Raw genomic sequence first — 17769 nt, 5'->3', positions numbered from 1 at the left:
TGATTTTCTCAGGTTAGACTCACAATTAAGTTGCAGAAAATATTTCGGGGGTTTCGCAATGATTGTCGATGTTCCATCCATCCCTTCTTCACCCACCCACCGCCAGCGATATCCGCTGCTAGTTGGGTTAATGCTTGGGCTGGCAGGCGTGTGTTTAAGCGCTTGCGCACAGGAAGAACCGGTCACACGTACCGCTTCGCATGACGTGCAATCGTGGCAACCAGCGCATTTACCACAGCCTATATCGCGCAACCCGGAGTTTGTGAAGCGCCTCGAACAGTCACCGACATCACAGCAAACGTCCGCTTCTTCGAGCGCTTCGCGCTCTCCAGAAGCAAATCAACCAGAGGGTCCGCAGCCTGCTGCCCCAGCAGAACCTGTTGCTCCGGTCGCCCCAATTGCTCCGGCGGCTCCCGTGATGGAGCACCCGGCCCCGCAGCCGCCGCCACAACCAGCACCGCAACCTGCGCCTGCACCAGCACGTCCTGCTCCTCCGCGACCTGCGCCAGCTCCAGCACCACAGGAACCGGCGAAGAAGGGACCCGTGTTGAAACTCCCCGGCACCAACCTGCCTGATTTCCGCCTGGTCGTACCTTAATTAACCACGCGCAAGCCGATTATCCCTGCCACAATCATCAGCAGAAAAACAATCTTGAGGACAGTCACGGCTTCTTGGCCGGTAGCAAAAGAGTAAATAACGGTTATGGATGCGCCGATGCCTACCCAGACGGCATAGGCTGTGCCGACCGGCAGGTACTTCATCGCCCATGCCAGCCCACCCATGGAAATAGCTGCAGCGATAAAGAAGGTCACCACCGGCCACAGGCGGGTAAATCCATCAGATTTGGAAAGCGCGATTGCCCATACTGATTCAAATGCACCCGAGAGAACTAAAATGATCCATGCCATAAGATCCTACTTTGGCAATCTTTGGCACAATGGGCAACTATGAAGATTGCATTTTTAGGTACTGGACGCATGGGCTCAGAATTAGCGCTCCATGTGATGAAATCCCACGAAGTAACCGTATGGAACCGCACACCCGAGCGCGCGCAACCATTGGTTGATGAAGGAGCACAACTCGCGGATTCGCCTGCTGCTGCCGTTGATGGTGCCGAGGTCATTATTACCTCCCTCTTCGGACCAGATGATATCCGTGAGGTTGTTATCTCACAGCACCTCATTCCGCCGGGCGTGACGTGGATTGATACCACCACCGTCTCTCCAGAGGCAGCACGCGAATTCGCAGACGCGGTTGATTCTTATGTCCACGCGCCAGTCGTTGGTTCTTTGATTCCTGCACGCAATGGCGAATTGGGTGTCTATGTAGGCACCCCGGATGATGCCCGCCGCGAGGTGGCATTAGAGATTGCTCGTCCATGGGCTGGTGAGAACAAGCTCATCGGCGTGGATTCCGCTGCGAAAGCTGCGACCGGCAAGCTGTTGGCTAACTTAGCGCTCTCAGTCACCGCGCAGGGTGTTCTCGAAGCTTTGGCACTGGGCGAGGCCGAAGGCTTGGGTGAAGAAGAGACCTTGAAGATGCTCGATATCACGGGCCTTGCTTTCATGAAGAATATGAAGGCACCGTTTATCCTGGGCGAACGTGAGACTGCCCCGGGTGATTTCACCGTGGATGCGCTGTGCAAAGACTCTAAGTTGATGGTGGATACCGCCAAGCAAGAACTGCCTGCAGTTCAAGCTGCCATCAAGAACTTTGAACGCCAACAAGAACTCGGCCACGGCGATGAGGACTTCTCCTCTATTTTCGTCTACCGCAAGGATTAAAAATCATTAAACCCCAGCGCTGCACTTTCCCGAAGAAAAGCAGGCTGGGGTTTGTTTTGCCAGGTTTTAAGCCGAAGCTTTAGCTACCCAGGATCCGCTGCGCAGCAGCACGGGCATCAGCGATAACCGCTGGCACGCCCACTCCCCCAGCCCAAGCACCGGTAACTTCTAGGCCTGGCTGCGCAGCGATCTTTTCACGCACGGTCGCTACGGTCGCTAGGTGGTTGTCATCAAACCGTGGCAGCCCGCCGAACCAGCGCTGGGTGTAGATTTCGCTCACGCCCGCAGCGCGCGCATCAAAGCCAGTAATGGTCAGTAGATCATCTAGGGCGTAATCGACCAACGTATCTTCTTCTTCACGCGCGAGGGCGTCATCGCCAAAGCGTCCGAAGCTGGCCCGAATCAGTGCACCATCACCGATGCGCTCTTTCAGATGCGGCCATTTCTTCGAGCTAAAGGTAAAAGCCTTAGCGTGCACGCCAGGTTGATCCGCAGCAATCAACACCCCGGAGTTATCGGGCAAGCCAGCATCGGAATCGAATTTCAATCCCACGACCGCGGAGCTGGCCAGCTTTACGGGCTTGAGCGCAGCGGCTGCCTCGGGAGCAACCTTGCTCAGCAAACGCGCAGTCGTTGGCGCTGGCGCTGCCACGACAACGCGGTCATAAGCCTCCGTATCACCGGGGACACCCTGGCCCGTGATGGTGTATTTCGACGTCTTGGCATCAAACGTAATCCCAGAAACAAAGGTATCCAGGTGGATATCTGCTTGTGATTTTTCCGCCAAGGTTTCATAGAGTTCGGCATAGCCACCTGCAAAGGCATTAAAGACTGGCTTTACTGGGCCATCGCTAGGCGCAGGCCGTGACTTCTCAATCTGCGCCACTGCAGCCGAGAGGGTGACCTTTTCCCCGGCCTGTGCCAAGGAATCAAGTGCTTCTGCTAGCTGCGGCACGGTTGCACGTACACCTAAATCATCAGCGAGGCAGGAATACACTCCGCCCAGAAGTGATGAGACAATGCGGTCGACTACTTCATCGCCGTAGCGCTCGCGCACGAGTTGGCCAATGCTGCGGTCTTCACCCACGGTCCAATCGATTGCCTCTGCATCATTTTCCGCGTCGATGCGACGTACGGTTTCTTCGCTGACCAGGTGGGCTACCGGCGCGGAGGTTGATGGAATACCCATGACTCCCCCGCGTGGGAGATCCTGCAGGTTGCTTTGGGAGTACACCAACGAGGACTTGCCGGAAGGTTCCACCAGAGAATCGGCGAGGTCCAGTTCGGTAAAAAATTCCAGAGCATCTTCGCGGCGTGCTAAAAATGCCTCAGCGCCAAGGTCGACGGGCCCATCATTAAACGGCACCGTAAACAGCTTGCCGCCAATGCGATCCGAGGCTTCAAAGACATCGATATGCGCATCTGCGCCTAAGTCTCCGCCTCGAAGCTCATATGCGGTGGTTAATCCCGCTAGACCTGCGCCAACAATGGCAATTCTCATTTAACCCTCCTCGTGGATAATTGCTACTGCACGCGTAATCGCTTCAGCATCCGTGGTGGGCAATACGCCGTGTCCTAAGTTCCAGATATGTCCGGTTGCGTGGCCTGCGGCCTGCGCAGTGGCCACCTGGTCACGAATAGAACGTACAGCCTTACGAACCGCATCATCGCCAGCGAAAAGCAGTGCAGGATCCAAGTTACCCTGCAATGCGTGTGCACCGTGCGCCGCGTGGATGCGCTCAGCTGCTTCATCCATACGCACGCGGTAATCCACACCCATGACTTCCGAGCCTGCTTCAGCCATCGCTGGCAACAACTCGCCAGTGCCCACACCGAAGTGGATGCGTGGGACAACACCTGCAACATGCTCCAGGATTTCCGTGGAATATGGCAGCACGTACTCGCGGTAGTCATCACGGTTGAGGTAGCCTGCCCACGAGTCAAAGAGCTGCATGGCATCAATGCCTGCCTCGATTTGAACGTCGAGGAAGTTGATAATCGTTGGCACCAGGCGCTTCATCAAGGCATGCCAGGTCTCCGGATCGGAGTGCATGAGCGCCTTGGTGATTTCATGGTTCTTAGATGGACCACCTTCAATCAGGTAGGAAGCCAAGGTAAAGGGCGCGCCCACAAAGCCGATGAGAGCTTGGGTATCGGTGAGTTCATCCAAAATGATCTTGATGCCATCGGCGACTTCGTCGACGTGGTGGTCCAAGATTGGAAGATTGTGGATATCGGAGCGGGTGCGTACCGCCTTATCCATGACCGGTCCACGGCCGGCAACAATGTCTACGCCGATTCCTGCGGCGCGGAGCGGGACAACAATATCGGAGAACAAGATCGCCGCGTCGACATCATGACGGCGGACTGGCTGGAGGGTGATTTCGGCGAGGAGTTCTGGCATGAAGCACGAATCCAACATCGAGATGCCTTCGCGTGCTGTGCGGTATTCAGGAAGTGAACGACCAGCCTGGCGCATAAACCATACGGCCGGGCGTGACGGGGTCTTACCAGCTGCAGCATCAAGCAAGGGAGCATTGGTGAGGTTACGTTTCGACATACATGACATTATGCCCCACTATCGTCCAAAAGTATGAGTCATGCAGTGTGGCGCGGCTATTAATCCCAAGTTGGGCTACCAGCTTTCTTCGCGATGAAGTCATTTGCGGCAGGTCTAAACATCAGTAATAGCGCGATGGCGATGAGCACCGGGATGATAACTAAGAAGAAGCCCGAGACACCGATCAGGAAACCTGCGACGATGATAAATAGCACGATGGCTGCGGTGACGGTGATGATGCGGCGGCCCAATTTGGAGCCCTGCGCCAATTGCGGAGAAATGACGGAGAAGATAATGGCGCCGACAATATTGAACCCGGCAATCAAATAGCGGTTGAATTTTACCGCGCCTGGTTCATCCATTCCAGATTCGGGACCGTTTTCAAAAATGCCGAATAGTCCCGCACAGAGCATCACTACGGCAGCTGCTACCAGTGCCCAATAAGCCCAGCGCAAAGACGCAGGCGAAACTTCCTGCGGCACGCGTGGCGGAGTGTATGCGCGGTTGTAGTCAACCGGGCCTTGCCGTCGATCGTAATCATCCATCGCGTGCTTCCTTTAAGGCTTTTAATTCGCTAGTTGGCCACAATTTTACCCACGGCCAAGTTTATTAGACGACCTAGTTTTTGCCGTTGGTGTTGTCGTGTTTATCGTTCTTGTCGTTCTTGTCATTTTTGCCGCCTTTAAACCAGCGACCAATCATGCCTTTGAAGGTGCCATAGTCTGCTTCGTCGTGCACCTTCGGCGAATTCTTGCCAGCCTTACCCGACTTGCCGGACTTGCCTGATTTATCGGCATTGTTGAGCTTTTCTCTGGCTTCCCGAGCCCGCTGTTCTTGTAGCTTCCTTTGTTCTTGCTCGAGCTGGCGAAGCTTTTCCATCTCGCCGGTGTATTCCAAAGTCTCAGAACGATTAGCAAAGACAATCACTAGAACTGCGGCAACGCCGACGAGAATCTGCAAAGACCCATCGATGACATAGAGCCAATCGGGAGAATCCGTGCCCGTGGCAGGCCTGGTCATAAATACCAGGAAGAGACGGAAAGTAAAATACAAAGAAAAGATAAACAGCATGCGTCGCGCTGTACCAGCGTGCTTGGACTGTTTATTAAAAAGCCACACCATGGACGCCAGCACCGCGATGATAACCAGGGAAATAAGCGTGGTCATCGCCAGCGAACCCCATGCGGTGAGGTTAATCAGGGTGTCAGAAAAAGCTGACTCTTCCCCCACGGTGCGTTTTGCGGTGGCTTTGAGAACATCAAAGTTCAACACCGCCAGGATGAAAGAAAATACCTGGTGGATAAACTCCAGAATCAGCGCGCCGCCCATAACGTTGATGAGCAACTGAGCTGATTCCGGCCTTTTAGCATCTGCCGGCTTGCTGTCTTTGGCAGGAGGAGTCGGCGCAGGTTGATTCCCGCTACCGTGGGTGTCACCCTCCCCGGGATTCCCGCCCGTTTCCGAAGAAGCTTCCGGAGAGCCGGGGTTTAAGTCCTGCGAAGCAGCAAAGCGCTGCTGGGCAGTCAATGGCACGGAAATCACTGTGGGGAGGCCTCCTTGTTTTAAACCTGCTGGTTTAAGATTCGTGCTGCTTCAGTAGCGAAGTAGGTGAAAATCTGGTCAGCGCCAGCGCGCTTGATCGAGATTAAAGACTCCATCATAACGGCTTGCTCATCAACCCAGCCATTTGCACCAGCGGCCTTAATCATCGCGTACTCACCAGAGACCTGGTAAGCCGCAACTGGCACTGGCGAGCGTTCAGCCGTACCAGCCAGTACATCGAGGTAAGGAAGAGCTGGCTTGACCATGACAAAGTCCGCACCCTCTTCGATATCGAGGTCTACTTCCAACATCGACTCGCGGTAATTCGCAGGGTCTTGTTGGTAGGTGCGTCGGTCGCCTTCCAAAGAAGAACCGACTGCTTCACGGAAAGGTCCGAAGAAGGCCGAAGCATACTTGGCGGAATAGGCCATGATTGCAACATCTTCAAAGCCTGCAGCGTCGAGGCCTTCACGGATAGCGCCAATTTGGCCGTCCATCATGCCCGAAGGGCTCACGATATGTGCACCAGCGCGCGCCTGCGCGATGGACATAGCGACGTACAGCTCGAGTGTTACATCGTTATCGACGCGGCCTTGACTATCGAGCACGCCGCAGTGGCCGTGGTCGGTGAACTCATCCAGGCAGGTATCAGCCATGATCAAAATGTCATTTCCGAATTCCTTGCGCACCCGGGTCAAAGCACGGTTTAGTATGCCTTCTGGATCCCACGCTGGGGAGCCTTGAGCATCTTTGTCTTCTTCTCGTGGAACGCCGAAGAGGTCAACGCAGCGCACGCCGGCTTCCTGGGCCTCGCGGATGGCTTGGATCAAAGACTCTTCAGTGTGCTGGTAGACGCCCGGCATGGAAGAAATCTCTTTGGGTTGATCAATTCCATCGGCCACAAACATCGGCAAGATGAGATCGCGTGGTGAAAGCTGTGTTTCCGCAACCAAATCCCGCATGGCAGGGTTTTGGCGGAGACGACGGGGACGACGTTGTGGAAAATAGCTCACCTTTAATCAGGCTCCTTTGTCTTGCGGTATAAGGCTAAAACCTTACTTATATCTAGGTAAAGAACTTTAGTTCTTTACCCTTCGACTTTAACCGTCTTCTTACGCGCGCGGCGTTTCTTGCGCGGTGCAGGCAGGTTGCCTGCGGCGCGAAGGGCGGCGACGTGGTCGGCCAAAGCATCGACAAGCGCTGGCACGTCGGCGACTTCTGGGACAACGTCAACGCGCAGCCCCATCTCTTCTGCTGCAGCCTTCGTCGATGGGCCAATGCACGCGATGATGGTGCGCTGGTGCGGCTTGCCGGCGATGCCAACAAGGTTGCGCACGGTGGAGCCCGAAGTAAAGGCCACGGCATCAAAGCCACCGGATTTAATCATGTCGCGAACTTCAGCTGATGGCGGTGCCGCGCGCACAGTGCGGTAAGCCACGACGTCATCAACTTCCCAGCCCAAAGCTTCAAGGCCAGTAACTAGGGATTCGCCGGCGATATCAGCGCGTGGCAAAAGTACGCGGCCGACAGCGTCGATATCCTCGACGAAGTTCGGGAATACATCCACCAGACCTTCAGCATTTTGACGGTTGGGCTTTGGCAAGACCTCAGGGCTCATGCCCTTTTCGCGGATGGCATCGGCGGTCTTCTCCCCCACGGCAGCGAGGTTAACACCGGCGAAATCACGCGCGTCCAGGCCAAGTTCAGCAATCTTGTCCCACACCGCGGTCACGGCGTTGACCGATGTAAACACGATCCACTTGTAGCGGCCTTCCACAATGCCCTTGATTGCGCGATCCATCTGCGCAGGGTTGCGGGGTGGCTCCACAGAAATCGTTGGTACCGACTGCGGAATTGCACCATAGGAGGCCAAGCGCGCAGACATCGCTGCCGCTTGCGCCTTGGTGCGTGGCACTAAGACGCGCCAGCCATACAAGGAGCGGTTTTCCCACCACGAGTACTTCGTGCGGTCATCAAAACTACGTCCCAAAGTAATCACTAAATGCCCTACTAACTCAGCATTAAGCTTGCCGATGGTCCCCAGGTTCGTTTCATAAGTGCGCTGCAAACGGGTGGTGCCGTGCACAGTCACAAACGCTTCCATCTCTGACGGCAATCCGCGAGACAAAAGTTCCTGGGAAATCAAAGGCAGATGCTCAGCTGTTGCTTGTAAAACCAAAGGTTGCGCCGCCTGGGCTAAAAGGTCCCAGTCCACATCCCCATCGGTGACATCCGCTTCTGTGTACGTGGAGCCTAAAGCCAGACCAGCAAAAGAGGGCACGGTCGAAGGCAAAGACATACCTGGTACGACCTGGAACTCTAGACCGGCAGCAGCCACAGCGGAGATTTCCGCCTTAATGGAGGCGCGGTTTAAAGGGTTGCCGGATACCAGACGAATAACGTCTAAAGATTCTGGATGCGAGTACTCCACAGCAAAAGCCTGAGCGTCTTCCAAGCCTTGCTGGACTGCAGCAACGTTGGCCTCTACCCCGGATTCACCGTTGGTAGGAGTTGCTTCGCGCAATTCCGCAGCAGTCGGTGCCGCTGGACGCGGTGGCTTGCGGCGTGCGCCTTGCGCCTTCGCGTCCGCCACCATCTGCTCATATTCAGCTTCATGAGCCGCGAGCTTGTCTTCCGGAACAGGTAAAGCGGTACCGACTATGTCTCTTACGCCGTTTAATACCTCAGGGTCTACGATCGCTATCGCATTGTGGGCTAGCACTTCACGGGCGCGAACGGTCAGTAACTCAGGATTTCCTGGGCCTGCGCCAACGAAGATAACTTTGCCAAGCTGGGGCACGGCATTGCTCATTAAAGGTTCTTTTCTAATATCAACGGCGATCAGGACGGTCTTTATCACACGCCACCATCTACAACGTGCCGATGACTGCGCTGTGCGCTAAAGACCGTTGAGCCAATGTGGAAAACGGAAAATATGAACTGGTCATTACGGCCAAAAGCCCAGGGTTTTCCAACCCTGGGGGCCCTTAAAGGGAGCCGATAAAACATCCGCAATAGACCTTGTGATATTTACACCATATAAGTTGAATAGGCAGCAATCAAAACCCGCGCCTATATCAGGTGCCATCTCACACCTATTTAATGGCTCCTAGCTGGCTTCAATGATTTCAAAAGCGCCCTGTTCAATAAGTGCTTCCGCGACCTTCACGCCGATTTCATAAGCATTTTCCAACGGTCCGGTTTCAGAGGCGACTGCCTGACGGGAGCCGTCGAGGGCAAAGACGCCGCCGTGGACGGTAATAATATCCTCATCAATCACAGAGGTTGCAGCCACCGGTGCGGTGCATCCTGCCTCCAGGCGGCGCAAGATGGCGCGCTCGCCTGCTGCCTGCAGGCCGGCCTTGGCATCTGCAATACAATTAATCGCGTTGACCAGCTCTGCATCTTCAGCGTTAGTCTCCACAGCCAGTGCGCCTTGTGCTGGTGCCGGCATCAGCACATCAGGGGAAAATACCTGGGTTGCACGATCGGCGTAGCCCGCGCGCACTAGGCCGGCATAAGCCAACATGACGGCATCGAGTTCGCCATCGGTGACATAAGACATGCGCGTTTCAATATTGCCGCGCAGTGGGCGGATATCCAGGTCCGGGCGCAGCGCCTTGAGCTGCGAGATGCGTCGTGGCGCCGAGGTGCCGACCTTGGCACCTTGAGGAAGTTCATCCAAGGTCAGACCATCGCGTGCGATAAGTGCTTCACGGTTGTCTTCGCGTTTGGGCACGATGAGGTGAAAGCGCTCATCGGGCGCGGTCGGCAGATCCTTGAAAGAGTGCACGGCGATATCGCATTCTTGTGCATGCAGCGCTTCACGTAAAGCGTGGGTAAATACCCCAACACCGATGCGCTCAACCGGCGCCATATTGATATCGCCTTCGGTGGTCACAATATGTAATTCACTAGGCGTGCCATTATCTGTAATCCAGTCGCGCACATGTCCTGCCTGGGTGGTGGCAAGTTTGGATCCGCGGGTGCCAATCTTTTTCAGTTCAGCCATGGTTAAACATCCTTTCCGGAAACGGAAGCATCAAGATTTTCGGGGAGCTCTTTGACATCTACGGATACACCGGAGCCTTCAAGCTGCAGTCCAAATAGTTCTTGAAGTGCAGTTTCATGGCTCACGGTACCGGAATTTGCGGCGAGTTTCTTCGCACGCACGGTCGGCTCATGGAGAAGTTTGTCTACTACGCGCTTTAAGGCTTGGGAGACATCACCAATTTGTTCATCCGTTAAATCGGGGGATTTTTGCTGCAGACGACCTAATTCGCATTCCACGACATCAGCCGCGCGGCGGCGCAAAGCTGCAACCGCTGGAACAATCTCGCGTACGCGCTGTGCAGAGCTATATGCCTCGAGTTCTTCCCGCACAATAGCGCGCGCTGCCACCTGGGGGTCGGCGCCGCCTGCGACTTCAGTATCGGCCGCATCGAGCGAATTGCTCAGGCGCTCGATATTGATCAAGGTAACGTTGTCTAGCTCTGCCACGGCATTATCAATATCGCGCGGCAATGACAGGTCAATGATCATTAAGTTGTGCCCCGCTGGAATATCTTGCTTGGTCAGCGTGAATTCTTGGGCACCGGTGGCGGAGATGACCACGTCGACATCGTCAAGCACTGCGGTACGCCGATGAAACTCGATGGCCTCAGCGTGGACCCCTGCCTCGTGTGCATGACCTGCAAGGCGTTCCGCGCGATCAAAAGTGCGGTTGGCAATAATGAGCTTGTCGATGCCCAACCGGCCCGCCTGCGTCGCAGCCAAGGAAGACATCGCGCCCGCGCCCAGCACTAGAGCCGTCTTGCCCTTGAGATCCACCGCGCCCATGGCCATCATGGCCTGATCGAAGGCGAAAGACACCATGGAAGAACCGGCTTCATCAATGTCGGTTTCCGAATGCACGCGCTTGCCGGTGTGCAACGCAGACTGCGCGAGCGCATGGATGCGCGGCCCTACCGCGCCCTGCTCTGCTGCTAGCTGATAAGCCGTGCGCACCTGGCCAATAATCTGCTGTTCGCCGACCACCATCGAGTCCAGCCCAGCGGTAACCGTGAGCAAGTGCTCTGCTGCGGCATCGGCATAGCGCACGTATAGGTATCCGCGCAGCTCATCTTCATCTACGCCGGAGTTACCAGCTAGCACCTTCACCACATCTTGGACACCAGTGTGGAAAGAATTGGTCACGGTGTAGACCTCTAAACGGTTGCACGTTGACACAATCATTGCCTCAGACAATGAAGGCTTTGACACTAAAACTTCACACGTATCATTGCGAACCGTGTCATCCATACTGAGCCGTTCAAGCAGTGCCACTGGGGCTGACTGGTGGGACATTCCCACAACGAGCATGCTCATGAACATTCCTCCACGTGTACGAGTGCAGCGACAACAGCAACGACAGCGATGACTTTCAAAGCTTTATCCGGGCTTTAAAGCTGGCGCCAAAGGCAGCGTCATTAGGGGATTTCAGCGTGTCACACGCAGCACTACGCATATCAATAAAAAGTACGATAACTTACATCAAACCAAAGGATACCCTTTTAGGCGACGGATCCCGAACTGCAGCCTATGCGCACGTGTTTTAAGAAAGCTCAGCAGCTAATTCTTCGTTGTCGACTTCCCAGGCGCTAAATTCTTCACCATCAACTACTACAACCGGTACACGGTCACCGTATTCCGCCGCGAGCTCCGGATCGTGGTCAACATTACGCACCACTAATTCAGCACCTGCTGCAGCAACAACTGGTGTGATTTGTTCATGTACACGCTTGCACGATCCGCAGGTGGTGCGAACCATCAATTCGACGGTATGGATAGCGCTCCTCCTTAAATTCTCCGCTTGCTACTTTGAACAAGACGGGTGGGCTGAAAACCATTACTATAGAAACATTACTGAAAGACTTTAAGTTTTAACTTCTTCCCCAGGAACGCGATGACATCTCACCCTACCCCTCCCGGCTTTCCAGATTCTCCTCGCGATTTCTTAGCCAACTGGACAGCTAGCCGCGGCAACCTGCGTAATTTCCTAGAAAATACCTACCTGCCGCCTATTGATGATGAAGCGCAGCGTGAAGCTGGTGAAGCAGCCGCTGCCGCTGCTATTAATGAGGTCTATGACCTCGATTTAGATTCTTATGCCAAGGGTGTTGACTCTGTTTCCGGCTCTTTTGATGCCGCCGGTGCCAAACACATCACAGCCGCAGATCCCGATATTCCTATCGATAGCGGCACCGCGGCCTTTTTCGATGTCGATAACACTCTGATTCAGGGTTCCTCGCTGATTTCTTTTGGTCTTGGGCTTGCGCGCAAAAGGTTTTTAACCTTCAAACAAATCAGAACCATTGCGTGGAAGCAGCTGAAATTCCGTATCTCCGGCAAAGAAAATGCCCAAGATGTGGATAAAGGCCGCGAATTGGCGCTGGATTTTTTCAAAGGCCGCTCGGTCGAAGACATGGTGGCCCTGTGCGAAGAAATCGTTGATAACTCGATGGCCCGGCGTGCCTACCCAGGTACGCGTGAGTTAGCACAGATGCACTTGGATGCTGGCCAGCAAGTCTGGCTGGTGACGGCAACGCCTGTGCAGCTGGCCCAGATTCTCGCGCATCGCTTTGGTTTTACCGGCGCGCTTGGCACGGTAGCTGAGGTCAAAGACGGTAAATTCACCGGCAAGTTAGTCGGCGATATTTTGCACGGGCCTGGCAAACGTCATGCAGTGGCGGCACTGGCAACCATCGAAAACCTCGATCTTCCCCGCTGTACTGCCTATTCTGATTCTGCCAATGACGTGCCGATGCTGTCCATGGTCGGCACCGCTGTTGCTATCAACCCCGACCGGAAATTACGCGATATCGCAGAAGATAGAGATTGGCTCATCCGTGATTATCGCTCAGTACGCCGCGCTATTCGCGCCTATGGCCTCCCCGCTCTAGTTACCGCAGCGTTCTCGTTTGGCAGCTGGCGCTTCTTACTCAAACGGGGCGGTAAGGAGCAATAATCCTATTGGGGCGCGTGCACCCACCACCTGCAGCCGGTAACACCTAATACGCGGTATTTCACGAAAAAGGCTCTGAGCTCCCACCGAAGTGGAGACTCAGAGCCTTTTGCAAGCAAGATTTACTTGCCCAACTTACGACGCTGCACGCGGGTGCGACGAAGCATCTTGCGGTGCTTCTTCTTGGACATGCGCTTACGACGCTTCTTAATAACTGAACCCATAGGAGGTTTCCTTTCGAACTTTTAGTACGTACTAAACCTGTCAGCTCCTTGCCCGCTCAAGGTGCACTCTTTAGCAGGCCGCAGCCAGAATCGGCGCGCGGGCGCTGACACGAATGCCAACCATTCTACTGATTGATGTACCAGCTAACCAAAACGCCCCTATTTTAGAGAGATTCCATGGCATACAACAGCGCCCTCCACCTTCTGTCCACAATAAATGTGAGACACAAAGAGGAGGGCGCTGCGAGAGCTTGTGCAGGATGGATTATCCAACGTCGTAGACGGAGTTATTCAAGTAATCCTGAACTGCCTTGTCGTTAACGCGGAAAGAACGTCCCACGCGAACAGCTGGCAGGTCACCTGCGTGAACCAATCGATACACAGTCATCTTCGAGACACGCATGATGTCTGCGACCTCTGCGACAGTGAGAAAGGTTCCTTTATCTTCATTAGCCATAATTCAATACCTTTCAGCCCGAAACGCGCTGTAGGCTTCCCCTCCCACAGGATGATCACGCTCGTGCTGGAACCAGCCTAACGTGAAACATGTGACTAATGCGACTCAAGTGCAAAAATTTCCCGTCACAACTATTTATTTTACCCCCGTGGGTATCACACGTACGTTATTTACCCTGCGAATAACTGGGGAACCACAAAGCCCTCAGAACACTTGAGTCAGATTTGTCACATTGTTTACAATGCGCTCGTCCGACAAGGTCTCTAGTTCATCGAGCGGGTACGTTCAACGCACTTGTCGATAGCGCGATAGAAAGCACCGCGGATACCGGACTCTTCAAGTTCGCGCAATGCCGCGACTGTGGTGCCGCCGGGAGACGAGACTCCGTAGCGGAGGCTGCTGGCGTTTTGCTCTGATTCCACCAACAGTTGGCCAGCACCAGCTGCGGTCGAATTAGCCAATTCTGATGCCTGCTCACGAGTCAGACCCAAATTTACGCCGGCATCGATGAGCGCTTCAGTGACGAGGAAGTAGTACGCCGGTCCAGAGCCTGCCAACGCGGCAGCCACGTCCATCTTGTCTTCCGTGACTTCCAAAACCTTGCCCACCGTCGATAGGAGCTCTTTTACGGTGTCTAGCTGCTCGCTAGTGACGTTTTTTCCGGGCACGACGATATTCATGCCATTTCGCACCAACATCGGCGTGTTTGGCATCGAGCGCACCACTGGAACCTGTGCCCCCACTGCCCCTTCAAGCTTATCGAGAGTAATTGCTGCGGCCATCGAAACAACCACTGCGTTCTTCGCGAGACTGTCGTTGATCTCAGCAAGCATATCCACGATTGCATAAGGCTTTACACAAACGAAGACAACATCGGCACCTTTAACCGCTTCTTGGTTATTGTCCGTAGTTTTTACCTTGTAGGTTTCTTCAAACTCTTCTCGGCGCTCTGCCCGACGGTTGGTGACTACAATGTCGTGTCCATCAGATCCTGATGCGATAAGCCCACCGGTTAAAGCTTCACCGATTTGGCCACCGCCGATTACTGCAATTTTTGTCATGCGATCTAGCGTGCCAGATATTGACAAAGCCGGCCACCACCATTTCGTAGCAACCGGCTTTTTAAACTGACCGAGGTAAGTCTTTACAGGATGATAATCAGTAAAGGGCCAAAGGTAAGAACCAACCCGACAACAGCAGCCAAGGTCATGGAGACAGAATCACGCGCTGTACGCAGGGCATGGACGATACCGACCATTGCACCGGTAACAACTAGCGCGAGAATCGAAACGATGATGCGGTCAAAGCGTCCCCACAGGACTTCAAAGCCCTTGAATACGATTGCGCCGAGGATAATTCCGATCAACGCGAGTACCACGATGGATACTGCGCTTAGCTTGCCGTCTTCTTCATCCTCAAAATCTTCGTCTTCACGCTGAGCCACTGCAGCATCACCGTGTGAGTCTGCAGGCACCACTGGGATTTCACCCGTTGCAGCATCTTCCACTTGTGGCGCATCTGCAGAAGCAACCGGCTTAGGCGCAGCAGTTTGCACTGGCATCACAGTGGTCTCGTCGACCTTCGCCTCAGCTGGTTTTGCTGCTGGCTTCGCCGTATCAGCCTTCACTTTTGCTGGCTTTGCTGCGGTTTTTTGCGCCTCAGGCTTCTGGGGCTCAGACTTCGAATAATCTGCTTCTACCTTGCTAATGACAGTGGTGTCATCATTACTCGGAGTATCAGCCTTCTTTTCAGCTTCAGCTTCGCTCGCAACCTGTGGCTTAGCTGCTGCAGGAGTTTCCTTGCCTACAGAAGCATCTGCCGCCTTCGCATCTGCTTTGTCACCAGGTTTCGCCGCATTGGCAGCACGAGTCTTTGGCTCAGCAGGAGCAGTCTTGGCGGAAGCTGCCGGGGCATCAGCAGATTTAGCGCCCACCGACTTGGCGTCTGCAGGCTTTGAAGTGTCAGAATCCGCTGGGGCGTTCGACGCCGAAGGTTGCGTAGGCTTTTTCGCTGCTTGAGCTGCTGAAGCTGCGGCGGCAGCGGATGTGTCTGTTTCAGAGTGACGGGAACGTGCTGGCTCCGACTGCACGCGCTTAATTGATCCGGTGAGCTCCGCGACAGAGATACCGCCTTCATCTAAGCTGCGGCGACGTCGACGGCGTGGAACTTCCTTGCCGTCAGTTCCCTGTTCAGAGGCACCCGCACTGCCGCGGCGCTCTCGCTCTTTCGAGCTTCGAGCAAGCAGTTCGGCAACTGTTAATTGCTTATCCTCAGCCATGTTCTTAATCCAGTCCCTTGTCAGTCCGGCGCAAAATTACGCCTTCTCGCAGTGCCCACGGGCAGATTTCTAACTTTTCTAGGCCCAATGCACGCATCGATGCTTCAGCCACCAGGGCACCAGCAACGATTTGGTGCGACCTGTCGGAACTTACGCCCTCCAGATCGGCACGGTCTGCCGCAGTCATACGAGAAATAAAGTTTATCAGCTGACGCAAACCGGCAGCCGTCAACGTTCTCTGGACGAACGGACCAGCTGAAGAAGGTGCCGAACCCGTCAAGCGTGACAAGGAGCGCAAAGTCTTCGAGGTACCAACCGCCAAGCGGGCTGGACCTAGAGTCTTCATGTGCTTTGCTGCATCCTCGAGCTCAGCATCGATGTAATCACGCAGCGCCTGCACATCTTTTTTGGCAGGTGGGTCAGTATCGAACCAGTTATGCGTCAAACGCCCGGCACCCAGGTCCAAGGAGAATGCCATCTCTGGCTCTTCGTCTGAACCTGTAGATAGCTCGAGCGAGCCACCGCCGATATCGATGTTGGTAATACGACCGGCTGACCAGCCATACCAACGACGCACCGCCAAGAAAGTCAGGCGCGCTTCTTCCTCACCGGACAAAATCTCGAGATGGACGCCTGTTTCTTTCTCGACTAAGGCTAACACCTCATCGGAATTCGGCGCAGAACGCACAGCGGAGGTAGCAAAGGCGATGAACTCATCACAGTCCAGCTTTTTGCCCAGCTCAGAAGCTTCTTTAACTGCGGAGATAAGCCTTTTGACGCCCTTGGCGTGAATGTTACCGTCGTCGTCCAATTGCTCCACAAGGCGCAACGGAGTCTTCCAGTCACTCATCGGGGTCGGGCGACCGCCAACGGTGGCGTTGACTGCCACGAGATGGACAGTATTGCTTCCGACATCTAATACACCTAATCGCACACCCCTAAGCGTAGTAGGTCTACCGTTGGTAAGTGTGAATCGCCCGGATTTTTTACAGCAGTATCAACCATCGTCGAAAACCGTTCACCTAGGTTTCCCCGAATTTTCTCCGGCGGCCGCATCGATCCGCGCAGGCCGCGAGTTAGCGCCGGACTTTCCACGGGAATGGTTTGAATTTACTGATCCCGATGATGAGTTCCACGTATTTAGCGTGGATTTAACCTGGTTAGAGTCTCATTACACGTGCCAATTCGGCACTGAGCGATGCTTCGGTATTGACTCAGAAAACCCAGATGTGGGTTGCTGTGGGCACGGCGCTTTCATGGCTGACGAAACCGACCGGGATCAGCTCTACGATGCCGTGGCACAAATGCCAGCAAAATATTGGCAAAATCGTCCAGCCGACACAGACGCCTTCCTATCGGCCGAAGATCCCCTCCAAATTGAGCCATGGCTCGTATGGGATGAACTCGACGACGATGATGGCGAGCCAGAACCCGCCTTGAAAACCCAAGTCCAAGATGGTGCCTGCATCTTTGCCAACCGCGCGGGCTGGGCCACCGGCGCCGGCTGCGCATTGCACCAGTGGGCAATGGCAGAGGACCAAGAACTTACGGTTGTAAAGCCTGAGGTTTGTTGGCAACTTCCTATCCGCCGACATGAAGAATGGGAAGAGCGTACCGATGGCCAAGAAATCCTACGCACCACTTTGGGCGAATACGACCGCCGGGGTTGGGGCAATGGCGGCGAGGATTTTGACTGGTACTGCACCACAGATTCCGCCTGCCACAACTCCCCCGAACCTATGTGGCGTTCCCACATTTCTGAGCTGACCGCGTTGATGGGTAAAAAGGCTTATGAGCTTCTAGCTGCACATTGCCAGCAGCGCGCAGAGCTTCGCGGTGCAGCCAAGGCCGCAAACATTGAGTTGCCTTTGCACCCAGCAAGCGCAAAGGCCGGCTGGTAGAAATCTACCAAGCCGGCCC

Annotated in this window: 19 protein-coding genes; 4 read left to right on the top strand and 15 right to left on the bottom strand. The window is 54.7% G+C overall.

Annotation, left to right across the window (positions count from 1 at the left end; genetic code table 11):
* Positions 1-262: 262 nt before the first annotated feature.
* Positions 263-598, top strand: coding sequence for a hypothetical protein (locus CSTAT_RS13760; RefSeq protein WP_244892877.1), 336 nt, complete (start codon positions 263-265; stop codon positions 596-598).
* Here the strand turns inward: CSTAT_RS13760 and CSTAT_RS01995 are convergent.
* On the bottom strand, positions 595-909 hold the full coding sequence (locus CSTAT_RS01995) for a DMT family transporter (RefSeq protein WP_066792363.1): 315 nt from the start codon (positions 907-909) through the stop codon (positions 595-597). The two genes, CSTAT_RS13760 and CSTAT_RS01995, sit on opposite strands and share 4 nt — an antisense overlap.
* A gap of 39 nt (positions 910-948) precedes the next feature.
* On the opposite strand from CSTAT_RS01995, the gene CSTAT_RS01990 reads away from it, so the two are divergent.
* On the top strand, positions 949-1785 hold the full coding sequence (locus CSTAT_RS01990) for an NAD(P)-dependent oxidoreductase (protein ID WP_075722300.1): 837 nt from the start codon (positions 949-951) through the stop codon (positions 1783-1785).
* Positions 1786-1864: 79 nt separating this feature from the next.
* On the opposite strand, the gene CSTAT_RS01985 is transcribed toward CSTAT_RS01990, so the two are convergent.
* From CSTAT_RS01985 to CSTAT_RS01945, 9 genes are all read right to left on the bottom strand, one after another.
* Positions 1865-3286: a protoporphyrinogen oxidase gene (locus CSTAT_RS01985; protein WP_075722299.1), complete on the bottom strand. Its 1422-nt coding sequence runs from the start codon at positions 3284-3286 to the stop codon at positions 1865-1867.
* A complete protein-coding gene (hemE, locus tag CSTAT_RS01980; protein WP_066792360.1) occupies positions 3287-4345 on the bottom strand; it encodes a uroporphyrinogen decarboxylase in 1059 nt (352 codons plus the stop codon).
* 59 nt (positions 4346-4404) lie between these two features.
* Complete coding sequence (locus tag CSTAT_RS01975) at positions 4405-4890, bottom strand: hypothetical protein (RefSeq protein ID WP_075722298.1); 486 nt, start codon at positions 4888-4890, stop codon at positions 4405-4407.
* Between the two features lie 73 nt (positions 4891-4963).
* On the bottom strand, positions 4964-5887 hold the full coding sequence (locus CSTAT_RS01970) for a cell envelope integrity TolA family protein (protein ID WP_075722297.1): 924 nt from the start codon (positions 5885-5887) through the stop codon (positions 4964-4966).
* A 20-nt stretch (positions 5888-5907) separates the two neighbouring features.
* Entirely contained in the window at positions 5908-6900 is a 993-nt protein-coding gene (gene hemB, locus CSTAT_RS01965) for a porphobilinogen synthase (protein WP_075722296.1), read from the bottom strand.
* Between the two features lie 74 nt (positions 6901-6974).
* Positions 6975-8699, bottom strand: a complete 1725-nt coding sequence (locus tag CSTAT_RS01960) for a uroporphyrinogen-III synthase (RefSeq protein ID WP_075722295.1) — start codon at positions 8697-8699, stop codon at positions 6975-6977.
* A gap of 297 nt (positions 8700-8996) precedes the next feature.
* Positions 8997-9890 carry a hydroxymethylbilane synthase gene (gene hemC / locus CSTAT_RS01955; protein ID WP_075723764.1) on the bottom strand — a complete coding sequence of 298 codons (894 nt, stop codon included), beginning with the start codon at positions 9888-9890 and terminating at the stop codon, positions 8997-8999.
* 11 nt (positions 9891-9901) lie between these two features.
* Positions 9902-11254: a glutamyl-tRNA reductase gene (locus CSTAT_RS01950; protein ID WP_075722294.1), complete on the bottom strand. Its 1353-nt coding sequence runs from the start codon at positions 11252-11254 to the stop codon at positions 9902-9904.
* Positions 11255-11480: 226 nt separating this feature from the next.
* On the bottom strand, positions 11481-11696 hold the full coding sequence (locus CSTAT_RS01945) for a glutaredoxin family protein (RefSeq protein WP_066792355.1): 216 nt from the start codon (positions 11694-11696) through the stop codon (positions 11481-11483).
* A gap of 135 nt (positions 11697-11831) precedes the next feature.
* Here CSTAT_RS01945 and CSTAT_RS01940 point away from each other — a divergent pair, with 135 nt between their 5' ends.
* Positions 11832-12893: an HAD-IB family hydrolase gene (locus tag CSTAT_RS01940; protein ID WP_066792354.1), complete on the top strand. Its 1062-nt coding sequence runs from the start codon at positions 11832-11834 to the stop codon at positions 12891-12893.
* 119 nt (positions 12894-13012) lie between these two features.
* Here CSTAT_RS01940 and CSTAT_RS01935 read toward each other — a convergent pair whose 3' ends face one another.
* The 5 genes from CSTAT_RS01935 to CSTAT_RS01915 form a co-directional block, all read right to left on the bottom strand.
* On the bottom strand, positions 13013-13114 hold the full coding sequence (locus tag CSTAT_RS01935) for a 30S ribosomal protein bS22 (protein ID WP_003855542.1): 102 nt from the start codon (positions 13112-13114) through the stop codon (positions 13013-13015).
* A 265-nt stretch (positions 13115-13379) separates the two neighbouring features.
* Positions 13380-13571: a helix-turn-helix domain-containing protein gene (locus CSTAT_RS01930; RefSeq protein ID WP_006823560.1), complete on the bottom strand. Its 192-nt coding sequence runs from the start codon at positions 13569-13571 to the stop codon at positions 13380-13382.
* Positions 13572-13834: 263 nt separating this feature from the next.
* A complete protein-coding gene (gene proC, locus CSTAT_RS01925; RefSeq protein WP_075722293.1) occupies positions 13835-14632 on the bottom strand; it encodes a pyrroline-5-carboxylate reductase in 798 nt (265 codons plus the stop codon).
* Between the two features lie 83 nt (positions 14633-14715).
* Entirely contained in the window at positions 14716-15849 is a 1134-nt protein-coding gene (locus CSTAT_RS01920) for a hypothetical protein (protein ID WP_075722292.1), read from the bottom strand.
* Positions 15850-15853: 4 nt separating this feature from the next.
* Positions 15854-16783 (bottom strand): Ppx/GppA family phosphatase, encoded by a 930-nt coding sequence (locus tag CSTAT_RS01915; RefSeq protein ID WP_075722291.1) that lies wholly within the window; start codon positions 16781-16783, stop codon positions 15854-15856.
* Positions 16784-16817: 34 nt separating this feature from the next.
* Here CSTAT_RS01915 and CSTAT_RS01910 point away from each other — a divergent pair, with 34 nt between their 5' ends.
* On the top strand, positions 16818-17750 hold the full coding sequence (locus CSTAT_RS01910) for a DUF3109 family protein (RefSeq protein WP_075722290.1): 933 nt from the start codon (positions 16818-16820) through the stop codon (positions 17748-17750).
* Positions 17751-17769: the final 19 nt, after the last annotated feature.

The organism is Corynebacterium stationis (assembly GCF_001941345.1).
GTDB lineage: Bacteria > Actinomycetota > Actinomycetes > Mycobacteriales > Mycobacteriaceae > Corynebacterium > Corynebacterium stationis.
This window is presented reverse-complemented; position numbering and strand designations above follow the sequence as displayed.

Bases quoted from the DNA above. Each gene is read 5' to 3' on its own strand.
- CSTAT_RS01995 (WP_066792363.1), bottom strand. From the start codon at position 909: ATGGCATGGATCATTTTAGTTCTCTCGGGTGCATTTGAATCAGTATGG.
- CSTAT_RS01990 (WP_075722300.1), top strand. From the start codon at position 949: ATGAAGATTGCATTTTTAGGTACTGGACGCATGGGCTCAGAATTAGCG.
- CSTAT_RS01985 (WP_075722299.1), bottom strand. From the start codon at position 3,286: ATGAGAATTGCCATTGTTGGCGCAGGTCTAGCGGGATTAACCACCGCA.
- hemE (WP_066792360.1), bottom strand. From the start codon at position 4,345: ATGTCGAAACGTAACCTCACCAATGCTCCCTTGCTTGATGCTGCAGCT.
- CSTAT_RS01975 (WP_075722298.1), bottom strand. From the start codon at position 4,890: ATGGATGATTACGATCGACGGCAAGGCCCGGTTGACTACAACCGCGCA.
- CSTAT_RS01960 (WP_075722295.1), bottom strand. From the start codon at position 8,699: ATGAGCAATGCCGTGCCCCAGCTTGGCAAAGTTATCTTCGTTGGCGCA.
- CSTAT_RS01950 (WP_075722294.1), bottom strand. From the start codon at position 11,254: ATGAGCATGCTCGTTGTGGGAATGTCCCACCAGTCAGCCCCAGTGGCA.
- CSTAT_RS01945 (WP_066792355.1), bottom strand. From the start codon at position 11,696: ATGGTTCGCACCACCTGCGGATCGTGCAAGCGTGTACATGAACAAATC.
- CSTAT_RS01940 (WP_066792354.1), top strand. From the start codon at position 11,832: ATGACATCTCACCCTACCCCTCCCGGCTTTCCAGATTCTCCTCGCGAT.
- CSTAT_RS01935 (WP_003855542.1), bottom strand. From the start codon at position 13,114: ATGGGTTCAGTTATTAAGAAGCGTCGTAAGCGCATGTCCAAGAAGAAG.
- CSTAT_RS01930 (WP_006823560.1), bottom strand. From the start codon at position 13,571: ATGGCTAATGAAGATAAAGGAACCTTTCTCACTGTCGCAGAGGTCGCA.
- proC (WP_075722293.1), bottom strand. From the start codon at position 14,632: ATGACAAAAATTGCAGTAATCGGCGGTGGCCAAATCGGTGAAGCTTTA.
- CSTAT_RS01920 (WP_075722292.1), bottom strand. From the start codon at position 15,849: ATGGCTGAGGATAAGCAATTAACAGTTGCCGAACTGCTTGCTCGAAGC.